This is a genomic window from Agrobacterium sp. MCAB5 (assembly GCF_052114365.1).
GTDB lineage: Bacteria > Pseudomonadota > Alphaproteobacteria > Rhizobiales > Rhizobiaceae > Agrobacterium > Agrobacterium tumefaciens.
Window position 1 is genome coordinate 40292 of record NZ_JBFREP010000002.1, and the last position, 18026, is coordinate 58317.

Genomic DNA, 18026 nt, shown 5'->3' on the forward strand with positions numbered 1-18026 from the left:
AAACTTTCCGCTCTCTTCCCCGCCCGGAATTTTTACCGGGATCTTTTACAATGCCCTCTTCTGCTGTTGCTCCAGCCATCACCTGCATCCCGGAGGCGCTGTCGAACCGGACAGACATGTGGGCGACGGAATAGCCACCTGCGGAACCTGCGTCGGCTGCTGGCTCTCCACCTGCACGCTGGCCGCGCGCCTGCCGACTACAGCAGGCCTTGCGGGCTGGGCGGGCGCGCCAACGGATGCGGGTGACGGAATACTGACTGCCGCCACCGGCGGTAGCGGCTGCGCCGTCGGCTGAACAGGCGTGACGGGTACGGCAGCACGGCGCACGGGTTGCAATGGTATGCTCGCAGTCACTTCACTGCCGGGCCGCATCGGCACCTCATTGGTCTTCATGGGATAGACCGGATGGCCCAGCCGCCCAAGGTTCTGATCCACCGCCTGCGGCGTGCCATAGGGGTTCCAGCTTTGCGAGGCATAGGTGCCGGTGATCGTGTAATTATACATGACCGTCAGAAGCTGCTCGACGCTTGCCCCCGACTGGCAGAGGCGCAGTCGCACCTTGATACGCCCCAGGTTGCGGAAATCCTGCCGCATGCTTTCGGGCGAGCGGATGTCCTGCCAGCCATAAAGGCAGGTATCGATGCCTCGGCCCTTGCCGGCCGCATAAGAAAAGGCGCCGTAACCGTTCTGCAGATAGTTCGCCGACATGACGATGTTCTCACCCGGAAACTCCGAGCGGATTTCCCGCGCGACGGAGGATGCCTTAAAGCCGGAGAAAGCCAAAGCATCGCGATCGGTGTCGCCGGCTTGCTGCGGACCGAAGAACTCGGCCTTGATGTAGTTCTGTCCGGGCGTAGCGGCTTCGGCGCGCAATACGACCTGCTGTGCCACGGCATTGGAGTAGGTGCGATTGACCACGGTGACGATTTCCGGACCGCCGGGCGGTGGGAAAACCAGTGCTTCGGACGCAGACAACATCTTTGCGCCCCCGAACGACCTGACGCCCGAGGGAGTATTGCAGCCCGAAAGAACTGCAATAGAGAATAGCAATGAAGTAAAGGCAGAAAATTTCACTGCCCCGTGCCCCTTTATTTCCCCAAGCCCTAACAGGTTAAAAGGAGACCGAATCACTAATGACCAGACCATTGTTACGAAATACTGGAGGCAGGCGAATAAGCAATATCAAATTTATATTGTAATTTCTGATGCTTTGTGGCCTCCGAATCGTTTCGGATCCCTTCTTTGCCGGACGAGACGACGGAACCAAATCGCGCTGGTGCGGGTTCGCTCGGCGTGAGTCGATATTTTTACGGTTGCAGCGCAATATGTCCCATGGTCTACTTGCGTTTATAATGACGTATTTTTATTGATCACTTTTTTCATTCAACTGTAAAAACAGAGAGTTGACGCATGACTGTGCAATTTCCGAGTATCTCGCAGGCGCTTGCCGAAGAGATCGGAACCTTACGGAAATGGCTTGAAGAGGACGCACTGCCGCTGTGGTGGGAGGTTGGCTCCGCCCGTCCGGACGGCGGTTTTTACGAGCGCCTCGGCCAGGATGCGAAACCGGTTTTTTCTGATGACCGCCGCGCCCGCGTGCAGCCTCGTCAGGCCTATTGTTTCGCTGCCGCCGGCCAGAACGGCTGGCAGGGTCCGTGGAAGGATGCGTTGCTGCATGGGCTGAGCTGGTTCGAAAAGGTCTATCGCCTCGATAACGGCCTTTACGGCAACCTCGCCGACCAAACCGGCAAGCTGATCGATCCGTCCTTCGATCTCTACAATCAGGCTTTCGCGCTTTTCGCCGCAGCACAGACGGCCGCAGCCCTTCCCGACCGCAAGGACGAGATGCGTGCCCGGGCGCTCGAGATCCTCGCCGTCCTCAATCGCGACTACAAACACCCCGTCGCCGGCTTTGAGGAAGCGAACCCGCCGCGCACGCCGCTGTGCTCCAATCCGCATATGCATCTTTTCGAGGCGATGCTTGCCTGGGAAGTGCAGGACCCCAAAGGTCCATGGATCCCGCTGGCCGACGAGATCGCCGGCCTTGCACTCACCCGCTTCATCGATGGCACCAATGGCGGGCTACGCGAATTCTTCGGCCATGACTGGATGCCGTTTGAAGGCGAGAAGGGCCGCATCATGGAGCCCGGTCACCAGTTCGAATGGGCCTGGCTTCTGGTGCGCTGGGGCAGCCTGCGCAACAATGGCGAGGCAATCGCCAAGGCCAAGCGCATGTTCGAGATCGGCGAAGCGCATGGCATCTGCCCACGCCGCAAGGTCGCGATCATGAGCTTGTACGATGATTTTTCGGTACATGACGGGCTGGCACGGCTCTGGCCGCAGACGGAATGGCTGAAGGCAGCCTTGCGCCTTGCCAGCGTGACCATTGGTGAAGAAAGACAGCGTTATCTTGCCTCGGGCCTGAGGGCCATCGGCGCGCTGCAGCCTTTCCTCGACACACCGGTCAAAGGGCTTTGGTTCGACAAATGGCCGGCCGACAAGCCGATGCTGGACGAACCGGCACCGGCCAGCACTTTCTACCACATCGTCTGCGCCATCTATGAGGCTGAGGCCGTACTCGCCTCCAGCCATTAGAGTCCGGGCGGGCGAGCGGGCCGGGCGTCCGCTCTACCCGCTCCAGCCTCAGTTAAGCCGCGCCGGGCGCACAACGCGCCAGTCGGGCTTGCCGAGATTGTGCGGCCATGGATGCACGTCCTTGTCGTTGAAATAGACGACCTCTTCCAGCTTGGGAAAATCCGCCTGTTTCAGCGTCACGTCGTTCATCCATGGACGGACGTAGGAATCGCCGCCTTCATAACCCAGTTCAGCAACCCAGACCGGTTTATTGAAGGTTTCGACAAGCCCATAGCCCTTGCGCAGGAGATCGGTGAACTTCTGCGGCCCGCCATATTCGATCTTGTCATAGTCCTCTAGACCGAAGACCGAGAGACCGACCAGGTCCGCGTAATTGTCACCAGGATAGTAAGCGCGCAGACCGTCAAGACCTTTCGGCGACCACATCACCTTGACGCCAGGGACCGCCTTGCGGGTCATGTCCACCATGCGTTTGTAGGCCGTGATATAGTCCTGCGGGTTCCAGCCCGACCACGAGAAGCGGCCGGATGTGTCTTCCATTTCCTGTCCCCAACGCAGGATCAGCGGGCTCTTCATTGCGGACATGCGTGCGGCGATCGCCTGCATGTTCTTGTCGTAGTCGCCTCCCATCACCTTGCGGCGCAACTCGTCGGAGGTGAGCCGCCAGTTGACGTCCCATGACCAGGGTTCGACCGTGATCAGCACGTTACGCTTGCGCTCCAGAGCGTAAGCGTCTGCGAGCGCGAGGCTGTCGAGATCCACGTCCTCCCAGGGCAGGAACAGATGTTCCGTCGCCACCCCGGTCTGGCCGGTGAAATCGCCGTGCGGATCGTAGGCGCCGAAGCGTATACCATCCGCGTGCAATGTCGGACGTTTGTCGGCAAGCGTCTTCATGCCCGTGGAGCCCATGGGCGCGACCCCCTGGGCATCCAGTTTGAATATGGGGTACATGCTGGCTGAAGCAGCAACAGCAGCCCCGCTTGCAAAGAGCAGTCTTCTTCTTGTTATTTGCATGACACTTTCCTCCTACCTCGTCGCAGTCATCGCCTTGCCGTAGGCGGCGATTTGCGGGGTGACGTCGTCCTTGCGGACAAGTTTCAGGAATTCATCTCCGGGCCGTGGCGGATTATGCCGGAAGACGTACCAGGGCCCGCCCTGCTTGCGCTGGTAAAGCACCTGACCGATGCGACCGTGGTCGAAACACGTGTCGGCCTTGCCGTTTCCGGCATCGGTTTTCCAGGTAGCGCGCATGCACAGCGTACCTTTGGCATCGACGGTCCAGCGGCCTTCACCGACGGCCTTCTTGCCTTTCTCTTCAGTCAGGGCGATGAACTTGCGGCCATCGGCGATGAAGCGTCCGCCACCAGTCTCCCATTTCCAGGTCTTGTCGTAATACATATCTACGACTTCGCTGGTCCGGAGCGGTTTCGGCGTCTTCGTGCCGCCCGCGGCGTGGACGGCACTTGGCGCGATCACCGCAAGGCAGAGTACGAAAGCGGAGAACCCGCATTTGCTTATTGTTGTTCTCATCACAGCCTCCTCCTTCTATTGTCCGACCCTATTGTCGGCCAGCATGATTTCTCCGGTTGTCATGACCGGTGGCGGCACCATGGGCTCCGCCTGCATGTTTCGAATTCCGGGCATTCCCGGCAGTACGATGCGCAGTTTCAGACGCACCGATCTCGCTCCCTCCACGCCAGCACCGGCCACGGTGAACCGCGTTTCGGTGAAGCTGACATAGGGTTGCCCGTGCGACAGGGCCTCCAGCCCACCAATCGCATGGGAGCTGAGTTCCGCGGCACTACCTGCCACAAGCAGTAACGAACAGGCGGCAACCGTCGCCCCACCGCGCAATGCCGGCAGCCGTGGCAAGCCGTTTTCCATGGTGTGTCGGACGAGAAGAAAAATCGAAAGGCCCGCGTAGATCGCCACATTGATCGCGGCGAAGACGAAGAAACCTTCCGCAGCGTTTTCACGCGGCGCCAGAACCATTGCGAGAAGGCTTAGTGCCGCCAGAACCATGTAAGGCGCGATTACGCGCAGCGGCAGCGGCGGTTTCGCCTGCGTGCCCTTGGGTGTAATGCGAAAGTCGACGAAATCACCACGGATCGTATCGCGTATCGCCGCAAGCACACCCATCAACGACCAGGGCCAGCGCAGGAACAGAAACACGATGGCTTCCCACCCGAAGAGTTTCGCATCATGCGGGCGAAAGGCCCCCGTGGCCCGCCAGAAAAAGGCGAACACGATCATGATGAGTGAAATCGGCAGGAAATGCGCCAGAAACACTGGATAGGAGGCATTGACGAGTACCTGGCCGCTCAACAGTGCAAAAGCGGGAAGCACGAACATCAGTGCCATGAAGCCTGAAAACAGGGGATACCAGAGCTGTGAAAACAGGAACTGGAATTTCAACCGCAAGGGAAGCTTCGGCACGTAATGCCGCGAATATTGCAAGAGGATGGTCATCAGACTGCGTGACCACTGGAATTCTTGCACCACGAGATCGGTAAAAGTCACCGGCCCGTCGCCATGCGCGATTGCGTTGACAGCGTGGACGCCGCGCCAGCCGCCCGCGTTCATCAAAAGCGTGGTGGAATGGTCCTCGGCAAGCTCGGGTCCCAGACCGCCCACCTCACGCAGGGCTTTGGTGCGCACGGCATAATGCGAGCCGATACAAAGCGGCGCCCAGCTGTTGTTGTAACCCAGCTGCAGGGCGCCGTGCAGGCTTGCCTCGGCATAAAGCCTGCCACGCGCAGCCCAGCTCTCCTTTGCATTGGCATCGCAGATGCTTGGTGCGGAGACATATCCAACCGCCGGATCGGCGAAAGGACGGATGATTTCACTCAGATAGTCCGGTTCCGGAACGTGATCGGCGTCGAATTGCGCGACGAAATCATAACGCTCATACCCGTAATGATCGTAGAAATAAGCGAGATTGCCTTCCTTGCAACGGGTGCGGCGAGGCCATGTCTTGCGGTGATAATCGACGACACCCTTCCGGGTCGAAACGAAAACGCCGTGCGCGCCGCACCATTTCAACGTTTGCGCATCCGGGTCCTCATCCGCAAGCCACACGTCAAATTCCAGGCCCTTCTGCTCCAGCATGGCCTGCAGCGTCTTTTGTACTACGGTAAAAGGCTCCGACGGCGCCTTGGTTACAACCATCGCCACCCTGCCTTGCGGCAGAGGAGAGCGCCGGTCGATGACCCTGGCGTTCAGGAAGATGAAGATGAAATAGGACGGCAAAAGCGTGATCCACGCGAGTGTTACCGTAACGATCGTAAAATACGGCCAGTCGATGACCCGATCCCGGTCCAGCCACCAGATCCAGAAATAGGCAAGCGTCACCAGCCAACCGCCAATGCCGAGACGATAGGCCATGCGGTTCCAGCCGGTGAAGACGGGCAGCATTGGCAATTGGCCCGCGACGGGACGCGATGATGGTACGGAAGGGGTAGAGCGAGCTTTCATGACAGCACCTCCAGCCCGAAGCCGGGACCAGCCGTGCGGATGATGGTGTCTATATCGGAGCGCTTCGGCGCAAAGCCGAGGGTCGCCCTCGCTCTTTCTATATCAGCGAACAGGGCGGGCGGATCACCGGCGCGCCTTGCGCCGAAATGCACCGGCACTTCCTGTCCCGTGACGCGATGGATCGCGCGGATGATATCCCCGACCGATGTGCCGTGGCCGGAGCCGAGATTGACACGCAGGGTCTCGCCGCCATCGGCAAGATAGTTGACGGCGGCCACATGGGCATCAGCCAGATCGCTGACATGGATGTAGTCGCGGATACAGGTGCCGTCGCTGGTGTCGTAATCCTGGCCGAAGACGTCAAGTTGCGGCAGCCGTGAGGCGGCAGCCATCAGTGCCCGGGGGATCAGATGGGTTTCCGGCTCGTGGCGTTCGTAAAGTTCGCCATCCGGGTCGGCACCCGCCGCATTGAAGTAGCGCAGAGCGACGAAACGCATGCCATAGGCGGCAGCGTAATCATCGAGCGCCATTTCGAAAATCAGCTTCGTACGACCGTAGGGATTGACCGGCATCTGCGCCGTTTCCTCGCGGATCGGTAATTGCGGCGGCACGCCATAGGTGGCGCAGCTGGAGGAAAATACCAGCCCGCCGATATTCTGGTCGAGACAGGCATCCAGAAGCGCCAGACTGCCGCCGACATTGTTGCGGTAATATTTGCGCGGATCCTCGACGGATTCGCCGACATAGGCATTTGCGGCGCAATGGATGACGAAGCCTGGCGAGAACTCCTTGAGCGTGGCCTTCAAGAGACTACGATCGAGAATGTCGCCTTCAATGAAGGGACCCCAGCGAACTGAATCCGCGTGACCCGTCGAGAGATTATCGTAAGCAATGGGCTTGAAGCCGGAATGCGCCAGCGCCTTGCAGATGTGGCTGCCTATGAATCCGGCCCCGCCCGTGACGAGGATTGTACGGGACATCTCATACGGCCTCCGCAACCTTCTTGCCGGCGAGCAGCGCATCGAAATAGACGATGGTTTTCTCCAGACCGGTTTCGAGCGGTACGCGCGGTTGCCATCTGAGCATTTCCTTGGCACGCGAAATATCGGGACGGCGCTGCTGCGGATCATCGATCGCAGCGGGCAGATGCACGATGCGCGAGCGGGAATTCGTCATGCGGATGACGATATCGGCCAGCTGCCGCACCGGAATTTCGCTCGGGTTGCCGAGATTGATCGGTCCGGTGCAATCCTTCGGCTTGGCTGAAAAACGCAGGAACCCGTCGATCAGATCATCGACGTAGCAGAAGGAGCGCGTCTGGCTGCCGTCGCCATAAATGGTGATGTCCGAACCCTTCAGCGCCTGGACGATGAAGTTGGAAACCACCCGCCCGTCATCGGGGCGCATGCGCGGCCCATAGGTGTTGAAGATGCGCCCAACCTTGATATCGACGCCATAAAAGCGGTGATAATCGAAAAAAAGCGTTTCGGCGCTGCGCTTGCCCTCATCGTAGCAGGCTCGCGGCCCGATTGTATTTACGTTGCCGAAATAGCTTTCCGGCTGCGGATTGACGAGCGGGTCGCCATAGACTTCCGATGTCGAGGATTGCACCACGGTTGCACCGCATCTGCGAGCGACTTCGAGAACGTTGACCGCGCCGAGCACATTGGTAAGCAGGGTGCCGACTGGATCACGCTGGTAGTCCGGCGGCGAGGCCGGCGACGCGAAGTTGAAGATCAGCGAGACGTCGATGTCATAGGGCTTGCGGACATCATGCTCGACCATCAAAAACCGCTTGTTGGCTTGCAAATGCTCAACATTCACGGTCCGTCCAGTCGAAAGATCGTCGAGACAGATCACCTCATGACCGCAAGCCAACAGACGTTCGCAAAGATGGGAGCCAAGGAAACCAGCCCCGCCGTTGACCAGAACGCGCTGGCCTGGCCGCCACTCGGAATAGATTGTAGCGCCGTTGTCATGGTCGTTGGGAACGAAATTACGCATTACACACTCCTCCCAATGAGGAACCAGCCCGGCTGATTCGACTTGAACTAGATCAAACTCCAGATTGCAGGATATTTCGAATATCACCTCCGGTTTTTATTTCTTCTGGAGGTTTTAATATTTGGATTCGGTATATTTCAACTTTTATGATAGGCGCGTCATAAAACAGGTCAACTTTATTTTATCGAAATATTACAATTGATTACCCCGAATTACTCGTATTAATCACTCGATTTAATACTTTTTAACTACGCCTCCATTATGCCTTTCTTATTGAGCATTAGCGCAAGCTTCGCTCAACCAGTCGGGACTATTCTGGTTTTGTAAGGCTCGGTCCACCGGGGCAAAACCACCCGGCGAGATGCGACAGCTAGTCGATTTCAGGGGACATACATCATGAATGAAATGCCTTATTCCCATAACAGCAAAGCGGCCCGCCGCTGTCGTTTTGCACTTGTTGCCGCCGCACTTGCGACGTTCACTTTCGCAACGGCCTCGTGCTCCGTCGTTGAAGATGCCGTTCTGATCAAGACCGCATCTGCTAATACGGCAACGATCAAGAGCCGGGTTGCTCCAGCCAAGGCGTCCTACGGCTATGACAAGACAGGCAACGCAGCCGTCACGCTTGTTGCCGATACTTACGACACACCGACGATATCGCCGCGGCATTCCTATTCCGGTTCGTCTCCCTATATCTGCTCACCGAGCGGATTTGGTCAGAAGTCCCGCTGTTTCCTGAGGCCCTGAGCCTCAGGCATAACCTCTGCTTGAAACTGGCGTCCTTGCGGCATCAGGCCCGCCAGATGTTCAGTTTCTCCAGCCGGAGATAGCCGCGTCGTCGTCCTTGTGAAAGAAGCGCGACGCTGCCTCCGTTCGGTTGCGCACATTCATCTTCTTGTAGATGTTGCGAACGTGCACCTTCACGGTATTCTCGGACAGGTGAAGCCGGTCGGCGATGATCTTGTTTTGCGTTCCCTTGCAAAGCAGGTCGAGGATCTGCACCTCGCGCGTCGTCAGCGCCGCCATTTCACTCTTGCTGACGGCAAGAGCGTCGGCGCGGTTGGCGATCACGGCGTTGCTTTGAACGCTTTTGCCGTTCACGGCCTGGGAATAGGGGGTGAGCTTGCCGAGAAGGGCAGCGGGGAAATGCTCCCCGCCCTTCATGAGGAGATCAACCGCCGCCATGAAAACATCGAGCCGCAGATTAAGCGGCAGCACGCCATCGATGATACGCATCCCCACCAGCTGCTTCAGCGGCTCCTCAAACTTGTCGATGGTTTCGACGACAAGTGCAATTGGGGCATCCGGATGCTTTTCGTGGACTGCCGAAAGAACGCTATGAAGCCGCTCGCCCGACATACGGTACGGCAGGACTAGCCGGACATCGGCGCCATAGTCATCGTCGATCGTTGCCGAGGACATAACGCTCATCACAGCGAATGTAGGGAACTTTTTGCCCAGCGCCTCCACGAGGCACTCGGAAAACAGGTCCGGATCCGCGATGATCAATAAAGTTCCATTTATAGGCGCAACGGCTCCACTTTGTTTTGCCGCATAATCTGAAGTTCCCATGAACATCGACGTCTCCCCTAAAGCGCTACGCATTACGTTCTTTTTGGTTGTGTGCTCTGTCATTCGCCGGGATACCCCTAGAAACAAATGGGGCAACTCCCGCTTCACGCCATGTCAACTATCATTAATTACCCGTTAATTAAGGAGGCTAATACGAAAAGCTGTGCAAAGAAATGGCCCAAATGGGTTATTTCTTGCAATTGACGTACAAAATTGGTTACGCCCGTAATGAATCGTTGAGCCCGGAACCAGTGTAAAAACAAACACATCGGAAAAGCTTTCGCTCCGGTTTTGCAATCCGGGAAAATATAACTTTTGGTTGATATCCCTTTACATACCTGCCCGGCAAACGAGCTTCCGGAATGTGCCATTTCGGGATAGGGACCCTTCTCACCGCCATTGACTATATTTTTAGAAAAAGCAGCTTTTCCCGGCCTGAGCGCAATTATTTGCGTCTGAACCGGCGGCAAATCTCCATGCGACCGCCTTCCGACATATATATTGGTGGTAAGGGTGCCGATATGTTTAGCCCGAATTGATAGCTAGGAAGCGCGATTTTTCTGCTGCACAGTCTGACCGTCGCTGCAAACAGTGACCGATGGAAAGACAACCCCGGCCTTTGACGTGTGTTTGCAAACGCCGGTTCCTTTTCAAGACATAACGAAAGCAAAAAGACGAAGCCACCGCGCTCCCAACGGAGCGAGGAACGGATTTGTGCGCCTTAATACCGAGTAGCGCACAAGGGCTGAACGAGAAGAGCCCGGTTACGGGCCGATGCCAAGCCGCAGATGAGACGTACCGAGTGCATCTGCAGAACATCAATCTTTGTGCAACGCGGAGCAAGCGCGAAAAAATCCCGTTTTAGATGAGAGGGATTTCGAAAGCTGCTCCGAGCTTTTTCGGAGGAAATCGAAATGGGTTACAATCCACAGCCTGCGGGCGACGACATCACCAAGATTGGCGCGCTTTCGGAGGGTTTCGCCAACACCTCGACCAATGACGCGACGGTGGACGACAGCAATGTCGGCACCGCAAACGGTGAAAACCGCAACAACGACAACAGCGATAACAGTGACAACAGCAACAACAGCACCAATGTGGATGTTGATGCCCAAATCGACGTCGCAGTGGGCAACGGCGACAATCGCGACAACGACTATGACTGGAGCTATGACAGCAAGTCCTACAGCGACAACGACACGACCACAAAGACAAGCACCGAAACCAACACCGAAATCAAGTCGGATTACGACTGGAGCTATGAAAGCAAGTCGTACAGCGACAACGACATCAACGTGAAGACGGTCACGGATACGGACACCAAGACCTTCTCATATTCCGACAACGACACATCGACAACAACAACGGCGACGTCCGGCAGCTTCAACTCTGCCGACAGTTTCTACAAGTCGGATGACGACTTCGGCAACATCGCCGGCGTCAAGGATGTCGGCAATCTCGGCATCGCTGGCGGAGACCTCACCTTTAACCTCGGTGACGACTTCTCCTTCACACTTGATGTCGACAATATCCTCAACAGCTCGCTCAACGGCGAAGGCAACGACACGGGCTTCAGCCTTGTGCAGGCCAACCACCTGGCGGATCAGGATCAGGCCTGGGATGTCAGGATGGACAATGGTGGTGCACAGAACCACCTGAGCGCGAATGCCGGCGACGCCTTTGGCGCAGAAGGCATGGACGGCAAGGGATGGGACCTCAAGGCTGGCGACGACGCTGCGGGTACCAGCACTGCAGATGCATCGGCTATCCTTGCAAACTCCGGCTTCCATCTGGAACTGGTGCAGGGCGCCAACATGCTCTCCAATGCCGTTGATGTCTCGGTCACAGGCGGTAACTCGCATGTTTCCGATACCGGCGAGGACAGCGGCTCCTGACGAGTACCTCTCTATGAAAAAAGCTGCACCGGCATTCGCCGGTGCAGTTTGCGGTTGAAGGACCGGGTTTGCGCGAAGACGAAGCACCGCCTCTTGGACGTGTGCCGCCCGCCGCCCAGGCTCTGCCGCGATGATCAGGGAGGGACCTGCAATGCAAATCGACAGAATTTCAGACATGATTGCGCATTTCATCGGCCTGTTCGACACGGTGATCGAGGAAGCGCGTCTAAGAAGCAACTATGCAGAAGGCACGGCACACGCGAACCAAGACCGGTTGTCGGATGATGACGCGGCAAGACTGCTAGACAAGAACTACGACTTGCAGCTTCAGGATTACGATCCCGGCGTTAAATATCGCGCCGGCTATTACGACTTCGACTATCTGCAACCGCATTTCGCTCGCATGGTCGAACACGACATGCAGCAGCTTGCAAATGCGATACCGGTCGATATGTCAGCCGCGCATTTCCGTTTTCCGGGCAGTGTCTCCTTTGAGCAAGAACGCGAACTGGTGGTGCACACCGGCCCTGGCTCGGTTATCGCGCATGTCACGCAGGTCAATATTCTTCAGGACGACGACTATCTGAACATGACGGACGGCCCCAATGTGGCGCGCGACACCAGTTTCGTGACCCAGCGCACCGTCGAGTTCTACAACGAAGCAGCCGTCTTCACGCCCTTTTCCGTTTTCCAGCGCACCGACAGCTACGACGCGTTGCAGGCGCTCGCCAAATCAGCACATGATTATATCGACCATGCACGCGAAAATGACGTGACGTCCCTTGGAACCGGCGCGGAACAGGATTTCGTTCTCGCCGGCAATGACATCAACGGCCTCTACATCAATGGCTCCATGGCAAGCGAAAAGCCAACGCTCGACGACTTCATGCCGGATCGTGGCATTGCCAAGCCCGCTGAAGAGCCGGAAAAGAGCGATGTTTCGCTGCATGAGGATAGTCCCGCCGGAAACAGCCTCGATGTAGCTGCCGGCGCAAATGTCGTCGCCAACATAGCAACGCTGGTCAATACTGCCGTCATGGCCTCCGTCACCACCGTCATGGGCGATTATCACCAGATCGACGCAATCACCCAGGCCTATGTCTATAGCGACCGCGATGAGGTCGATTCCGTTTTCACGCAGTCCCAAGACCATGACGCAACCGCCGCCTACAATATTGCGACCTTCTCACGCAGTGTCTATCCGGGTGCGGAAAGCGCCGACAGCAGCCACGATAGTGGTGAACCACCAATATTTCCCACTGCCTGGCGTGTCAGCGTCCTCGAAGGAGACGTGTCCTTCGTCCACTGGATCGAGCAGTACCAGTTCATCAGCGACAACGACACACTGACGGTTACCTCTTCGGGCGCCAGCGTCAGCTTGCTGAGCGGTGGCAACGCTGCCCTCAACATCGCAAATTTCCTCGGCATCGGCATGCAGTACGATCTGGTCATCGTCGGCGGCAATGTGCTGGACATGAACCTCATCAGCCAGATCGCCGTGCTTTACGACAATGACTGGATCCGCGCCAACCCCGACGCGCCTGAGGGCGCCACCGTTCAGTCCGGCAACAACCTGTTGTGGAACGACGCCAGCATCCACAACGTCGGTAGCAACGACCGTTTCGAAACCATGCCGGACTACATGGCGCAGACGGTGAAAGCGATTAACGAGCGTGATCCGAACATGCCGGACGCGCTTGCCCACGATGCCAATTTTGCGGGCTATCAGGGGATCAACGTCCTTTACATCACTGGCAATCTTTATGACGTCAGCATCATCAAACAGGTGAGCGTGCTGGGCGATTCCGACTATGTGACGCAGGCAGCAGCAAAGATTCTCGAAAACAACGAGAACGTCACGATCCATATCGATACCGGCAGCAACGCCGTCATCAATCTCGCGCAGATTATCGATTACGACAGCTTCGGTTCCACCACCTACGTCGCAGGCGGGCTTTATTCGGATGCTATCCTGATACAGGGCGGCATCATCGAAAATGATGCGTCGCAACCGGGTCACCAAGGCCAGCAGCTGGCAAACGAAGTGATCGCGTTTCTGCACGACGATCCCGCCACCATTCAGAATGAATCCGATGGCGTCATCAACGCCGGTCACGACATGTCGTGGTCGAGCGCGCATTCATCCGACGTCATGCAGGCGGTCACTGCATAGGTTTTGACAGGCGGGGAGAAACACCCGCCGCCAAAGCCGCAGAAACCGCGAGATCACCGAGGGGATTAATAAAAAAATGGATCATATTTCAAGAAAAACCATTACCGCCGGGCACTCGCTGGACTTGCCGCTGGATCAGGATGCGGAAGACAGCAAGCTGACTGATGCCTGCATTTCGGCCATAAACGAGGCCGTCGAAAACCTGCGCCATCTGTCCGGCGCGGAACCGACCGCGAAAGCAGCCCCGCCCTCCCCTGAGATCACACCGGCCCGGCCCCTTCCGCAACATTCCCCATACGCCGAACAACCGCAAATGCGTGACGTTCCGCAGGAAAGGCCAGTGCCGCCGCAGCAAGACCGGCGCACCGCCTCACCGCCGGAGCCGGAAGCAAAGGTGGACAATACCGAGCTGAAAAGCGCACCCGACCTGCCCTTCGTCAAAACAATCGACAATAATGACGGGCCTATCCGTGAAAACGAGCGCCGTCCGGTGACGGGCGGCGGCGGCAACGGCAAGGAGCCGACGGAGAATGGCGGTGGTGGCGGAGGAGGAGGCGGAAGCCAGAGCGGCTTCCACAAGCGCAGTGAACCCGTCAATTTCGCCGCCAGCCTCGCCAAGGGCATCGCCGCGATACGGCGCAACATGGCGATCGTGATGCTGTTCACCATCGCCATCAACGTTCTGCTGCTTGCCATCCCGCTCTATCTGTTCCAAATCTCGGACCGGGTACTGACAAGCCGCTCCATGGATACCCTCGTCATGCTGACGGTCGCCGTTCTCGGCGCGGTTCTGTTGCAAGCCTTCATGGACGCCATCCGGCGCTTCATCCTGATGCGCACCGCTGTCGAGCTTGAAGTGCAGCTTGGAGCGCCGATCCTGTCGGCAGCGGCCCGCGCCTCCCTGCATGGCAGCGGCAAGGACTACCAGATCCTGCAGGACCTGCAGCAGCTGCGTTCCTTCATTACCTCCGGCACCCTGATCGCCTTTCTCGATGCGCCGTTGATGCCCCTCTTCATCGTGGTGGTTTATCTTGTACATCCGCATCTCGGCGTCATCATCATGGTCTGCTGCGCGGTGCTGTTCATCATAGCCTGGCTGAACCAGCGCTTCACCGCCAGACAGTTCGCGGAAGCCTCCGGTTATCTGAGCCGCGCCAATTTCCATCTTGATTCCATGTCGCGCAACTCGCAGATCATCAATGCCATGGCGATGATCCCAGAGGCCGTGAAGATGTGGGGTCGTGAAACAGCCGGATCGCTGAAGTCGCATGTGGCGGCGCAGGATCGCAACATCATGTTCTCAGGTGTTTCCAAAGCAGCCCGCATGATCACGCAGGTCGCACTCCTGGGTTGGGGCGCGCATCTGTCTCTCGCGGGCGAACTGACAGGCGGCATGGTGATCGCAGCATCCATCATTTCCGGCCGCGCGCTGGCGCCCATCGAAGGAGCGATCGAGGGTTGGCATCAGTTCAACAAATCTGCAGCCTCCTATAGCCGTATCAAGCAGCTTCTCATCACCTCACCGCTCAATTTCCCGCGTCTGCGCCTGCCCAATCCGGAAGGGCGTCTGGATGTGGAACGTATCCTTTTCGTGCCGCCGCCGCAGAAGAAGGTGATCTTGAACGGCATTTCCTTTTCGCTGAAGAAAGGGGAATCCCTTGCCATCATCGGCAATTCCGGTTCCGGCAAGACGACGCTTGGCAAGATGCTGGTCGGCTCCATCCTTCCCACTTCCGGCAATGTCCGCCTTGACCTCATGGACCTGCGCAACTGGGACCAGCGGCAATTCGGTGAAAGCATCGGTTATTTGCCCCAGGACGTGCAGCTGTTTCCCGGCACCATCAAGGCCAATATCTGTCGCATGCGTGACGATGTCGAAGACCGGCAGATCTACGAGGCGGCTGTGCTCGCCGACGTACACGAGCTCATCGCCGGTTTCCCGCAGGGCTACGAAACCGTGGTTGCCGCCGATGGCGCACCGCTTTCGGGCGGCCAGAAGCAGCGCATCGCGCTTGCCCGCGCCTTCTTCGGTGATCCAAAATTCGTGGTTCTGGACGAACCAAACTCCAACCTTGATACGCAGGGCGAACAGGCGCTGGCAAAAGCCATTCTGCACGCCAAGAAACAGGGCATCACCACCGTCACCATCACCCAGCGACCCGCACTTCTTCAGTGCGTCGACAAGATAATGGTGCTGAAGGACGGATCGGTCGCCATGTTCGGCGAACGGATGGACGTACTGAAGGCTATTTCCGGCAATGGCCGGCAAAGTAGCCAGTCTCCGCGGATCGAGGGTTGAGGATCGTCATGTTCAAGAAAAAAACCGCCGTTGCCGTCGTAGAGGTAAAACCCCAGGGCCAGCTTGAGTGGTACAGCGAAGTGCCACGTTCCATTCGCCTCCACAGTTCAATCGGTCTTGCCGTGCTGCTCGCCTCCTTCGGCGGTTTCGGGTACTGGGCCGGCACTGCACCGCTCTCCGCCGCCATCATTGCCCAGGGCAGCTTTGTCGCCACCGGCAACAACAAGGTCGTGCAGCATCTGGAGGGCGGCATCATCAAGGAAATGATGGTCAGCGAAGGCGACACCGTCAAGGAAGGCGACGTGCTTCTGACGCTCGACAAGACGACGGCGCTCGCCAACGAGCGCATGTTCCAGCTAAGACGCCTTCGCCTCGAAACCATCGTCACGCGCCTGCGCGCCGAGGCACAGGGCCAAAAAAGCTTCAAGGTGCCTGACATCGTCATGAAGGAAGCCAGCGATCCTGATATCAAATCCATCATCCAGAGCCAGAACATCGTGTTCCACAGCAAGATCGTGAAGCTCGACGAGCAACTGAATCTCATCGAAAAGAACATCAAGTCGCTGGAGTTTCGTTATGCGGGCTATGAGGGGCAGAAGCAGTCCTTCGACCGTCAACTGGCACTTCTGACCCAAGAGCGTGATTCCAAGGAAAGGCTTGCCAAGGACGGTGTCATCCGCAAGACTGACATGCTGGCGCTGGAGCGCGCCATTGCCGATGCCATGGGCGATATCGCCCGACTGACCGGCGAGATGAACCAGAGCGAGGCTGAAATCGCCAAGTTCAAGCAGGAAGCGGTCATTGCCATCAACGCCAACAAGCAGGCTGCTCTCGACGCGCTCGAAACCGCCGAAGCCGATCTGGACAGCGTGCGCGAGCAGGTGCGCGGTGCCGCCGAAGTGCTGGAACGCACAGTCATCCGCTCTCCGGTCAACGGTACCGTGGTGCGCGCCTATTACCACACGGCAGGCGGCGTCATCACCACCGGCAAGCCGATCATGGAAATCCTGCCCGCCCACGTTCCCCTGATCCTTGAGGCGCAGGTTCTGAGAACCTCCATCGACCAGTTGCATGAGGGCCAGACGGCAGCGATCCGCCTTTCGGCACTGAACCGCCGCACCACGCCTGTTCTGAACGGCAAGGTCTTTTACGTCTCCGCCGACAGCATCGAGGAAAATGCAGGCCTGCAGGTTAAGGACGTCTATATCGTGCGCGTGCAGGTTTCAGACGAGGAGATCGCGAAGGTCCATAATTTCCATCCCGTTCCCGGCATGCCGGCGGATGTCCTGATCCAGACTTCGGAGCGAACCTTCTTCGAATATCTTACCAAGCCTATCTCCGACAGCATGTCCCGAGCATTCAAGGAAAGATGAAGAAATACCGCTTTTCCAGGAAGGTTGGACGGCGGTTTTGTGTCTGGAAAATGCGGAACGCAGAATGGACCTACACTGTCAATCCCGTCCAGATCAGCATAGAATGCCAGTATATGTCTGGTGGGGCGGGAGAACAGCATGGCGGCAATGTCGGATATATTGCTGATGGTCGGCAGGCTGAATTACGTGTGGACCAACACCGAAAGCCTGATGATCTATCTGATCGTCCATCTCCTGAAAGTGGAGAAGGAAGCGGCCATCGTCGTGTTTCTGACGCTCAACACCACGCGCGCGCGCATGGATCTCATCGAGCGTCTGGCAAAACTTCCCTCAACGCCAGCGCCGGATCGCAAGACCATTCTCTCCATCATGGCGCGGCTCAAGAAAGAATCGAAAACGCGCAACAAATACAATCATTGCATCTACTCCTTCGACGAAAAGGGCGAAATTGCCAGCACTCAGCTCATGCGACTGGTGGAGGACGAAACCCAGGTCCGTTACGGCAAGGTAGAACGCATGGACGAGAAAGAAATCGAACACCTCGAAAAATCCATCGCCGACATCGTCTCTGTCAGCAAGGACATGTGGAGTTTCATCCACGCCAGCCCGCACGTCTCATCGGATTACCTCTAGGATCGGGC

Annotated in this window: 14 protein-coding genes; 7 read left to right on the top strand and 7 right to left on the bottom strand. The window is 57.6% G+C overall.

Annotation, left to right across the window (positions count from 1 at the left end; translation table 11 throughout):
* Positions 1–78: 78 nt before the first annotated feature.
* Positions 79–978 (bottom strand): cellulose biosynthesis protein BcsN, encoded by a 900-nt coding sequence (gene bcsN, locus AB4Z23_RS04970; RefSeq protein ID WP_441360015.1) that lies wholly within the window; start codon positions 976–978, stop codon positions 79–81.
* A 432-nt stretch (positions 979–1410) separates the two neighbouring features.
* On the opposite strand from bcsN, the gene AB4Z23_RS04975 reads away from it, so the two are divergent.
* Entirely contained in the window at positions 1411–2595 is a 1185-nt protein-coding gene (locus AB4Z23_RS04975; protein ID WP_413373070.1) for an AGE family epimerase/isomerase, read from the top strand.
* A gap of 48 nt (positions 2596–2643) precedes the next feature.
* Here AB4Z23_RS04975 and AB4Z23_RS04980 read toward each other — a convergent pair whose 3' ends face one another.
* From AB4Z23_RS04980 to AB4Z23_RS05000, 5 genes are read right to left on the bottom strand one after another with little or no spacing between them, the layout of a single operon-like run.
* On the bottom strand, positions 2644–3609 hold the full coding sequence (locus tag AB4Z23_RS04980; protein ID WP_003510877.1) for a glycoside hydrolase family 26 protein: 966 nt from the start codon (positions 3607–3609) through the stop codon (positions 2644–2646).
* Positions 3610–3621: 12 nt separating this feature from the next.
* The gene (locus AB4Z23_RS04985; RefSeq protein WP_003510879.1) at positions 3622–4125 is read right to left on the bottom strand and encodes a DUF995 domain-containing protein; all 504 of its coding nucleotides are present in this window, start codon (positions 4123–4125) and stop codon (positions 3622–3624) included.
* A gap of 15 nt (positions 4126–4140) precedes the next feature.
* Positions 4141–6069: a glycosyltransferase family 2 protein gene (locus AB4Z23_RS04990; protein ID WP_112201059.1), complete on the bottom strand. Its 1929-nt coding sequence runs from the start codon at positions 6067–6069 to the stop codon at positions 4141–4143.
* Complete coding sequence (gene galE, locus AB4Z23_RS04995) at positions 6066–7049, bottom strand: UDP-glucose 4-epimerase GalE (RefSeq protein ID WP_065661611.1); 984 nt, start codon at positions 7047–7049, stop codon at positions 6066–6068. Before galE ends, AB4Z23_RS04990 begins: the two co-directional genes overlap by 4 nt.
* A gap of 1 nt (position 7050) precedes the next feature.
* Complete coding sequence (locus AB4Z23_RS05000) at positions 7051–8073, bottom strand: UDP-glucuronic acid decarboxylase family protein (RefSeq protein WP_019564672.1); 1023 nt, start codon at positions 8071–8073, stop codon at positions 7051–7053.
* Positions 8074–8469: 396 nt separating this feature from the next.
* On the opposite strand from AB4Z23_RS05000, the gene AB4Z23_RS05005 reads away from it, so the two are divergent.
* The gene (locus AB4Z23_RS05005; protein ID WP_013761572.1) at positions 8470–8820 is read left to right on the top strand and encodes a hypothetical protein; all 351 of its coding nucleotides are present in this window, start codon (positions 8470–8472) and stop codon (positions 8818–8820) included.
* Positions 8821–8880: 60 nt separating this feature from the next.
* Here AB4Z23_RS05005 and AB4Z23_RS05010 read toward each other — a convergent pair whose 3' ends face one another.
* The gene (locus tag AB4Z23_RS05010; protein WP_003510893.1) at positions 8881–9651 is read right to left on the bottom strand and encodes a helix-turn-helix domain-containing protein; all 771 of its coding nucleotides are present in this window, start codon (positions 9649–9651) and stop codon (positions 8881–8883) included.
* Between the two features lie 908 nt (positions 9652–10559).
* Between AB4Z23_RS05010 and AB4Z23_RS05015 the strand changes: the two genes are divergently transcribed.
* From AB4Z23_RS05015 to AB4Z23_RS05035, 5 genes are all read left to right on the top strand, one after another.
* A complete protein-coding gene (locus AB4Z23_RS05015) occupies positions 10560–11540 on the top strand; it encodes a fibrinogen-binding protein (protein ID WP_112152962.1) in 981 nt (326 codons plus the stop codon).
* A gap of 151 nt (positions 11541–11691) precedes the next feature.
* On the top strand, positions 11692–13713 hold the full coding sequence (locus AB4Z23_RS05020; RefSeq protein WP_113291564.1) for a hypothetical protein: 2022 nt from the start codon (positions 11692–11694) through the stop codon (positions 13711–13713).
* A 76-nt stretch (positions 13714–13789) separates the two neighbouring features.
* Entirely contained in the window at positions 13790–16012 is a 2223-nt protein-coding gene (locus tag AB4Z23_RS05025) for a type I secretion system permease/ATPase (protein WP_112391226.1), read from the top strand.
* A gap of 8 nt (positions 16013–16020) precedes the next feature.
* Positions 16021–17385 (top strand): HlyD family type I secretion periplasmic adaptor subunit, encoded by a 1365-nt coding sequence (locus tag AB4Z23_RS05030; protein WP_112391227.1) that lies wholly within the window; start codon positions 16021–16023, stop codon positions 17383–17385.
* A gap of 138 nt (positions 17386–17523) precedes the next feature.
* Positions 17524–18018: a hypothetical protein gene (locus AB4Z23_RS05035; protein ID WP_013761578.1), complete on the top strand. Its 495-nt coding sequence runs from the start codon at positions 17524–17526 to the stop codon at positions 18016–18018.
* The last annotated feature ends 8 nt before the right edge of the window (positions 18019–18026 follow it).

Excerpts from the sequence above, each read along its gene's own strand:
- bcsN (WP_441360015.1), bottom strand. The coding sequence starts at position 978 with ATGTTGTCTGCGTCCGAAGCACTGGTTTTCCCACCGCCCGGCGGTCCG.
- AB4Z23_RS04975 (WP_413373070.1), top strand. The coding sequence starts at position 1,411 with ATGACTGTGCAATTTCCGAGTATCTCGCAGGCGCTTGCCGAAGAGATC.
- AB4Z23_RS04980 (WP_003510877.1), bottom strand. The coding sequence starts at position 3,609 with ATGCAAATAACAAGAAGAAGACTGCTCTTTGCAAGCGGGGCTGCTGTT.
- AB4Z23_RS04985 (WP_003510879.1), bottom strand. The coding sequence starts at position 4,125 with ATGAGAACAACAATAAGCAAATGCGGGTTCTCCGCTTTCGTACTCTGC.
- AB4Z23_RS04990 (WP_112201059.1), bottom strand. The coding sequence starts at position 6,069 with ATGAAAGCTCGCTCTACCCCTTCCGTACCATCATCGCGTCCCGTCGCG.
- galE (WP_065661611.1), bottom strand. The coding sequence starts at position 7,049 with ATGTCCCGTACAATCCTCGTCACGGGCGGGGCCGGATTCATAGGCAGC.
- AB4Z23_RS05000 (WP_019564672.1), bottom strand. The coding sequence starts at position 8,073 with ATGCGTAATTTCGTTCCCAACGACCATGACAACGGCGCTACAATCTAT.
- AB4Z23_RS05005 (WP_013761572.1), top strand. The coding sequence starts at position 8,470 with ATGAATGAAATGCCTTATTCCCATAACAGCAAAGCGGCCCGCCGCTGT.
- AB4Z23_RS05010 (WP_003510893.1), bottom strand. The coding sequence starts at position 9,651 with ATGTTCATGGGAACTTCAGATTATGCGGCAAAACAAAGTGGAGCCGTT.
- AB4Z23_RS05015 (WP_112152962.1), top strand. The coding sequence starts at position 10,560 with ATGGGTTACAATCCACAGCCTGCGGGCGACGACATCACCAAGATTGGC.
- AB4Z23_RS05020 (WP_113291564.1), top strand. The coding sequence starts at position 11,692 with ATGCAAATCGACAGAATTTCAGACATGATTGCGCATTTCATCGGCCTG.
- AB4Z23_RS05025 (WP_112391226.1), top strand. The coding sequence starts at position 13,790 with ATGGATCATATTTCAAGAAAAACCATTACCGCCGGGCACTCGCTGGAC.
- AB4Z23_RS05030 (WP_112391227.1), top strand. The coding sequence starts at position 16,021 with ATGTTCAAGAAAAAAACCGCCGTTGCCGTCGTAGAGGTAAAACCCCAG.
- AB4Z23_RS05035 (WP_013761578.1), top strand. The coding sequence starts at position 17,524 with ATGGCGGCAATGTCGGATATATTGCTGATGGTCGGCAGGCTGAATTAC.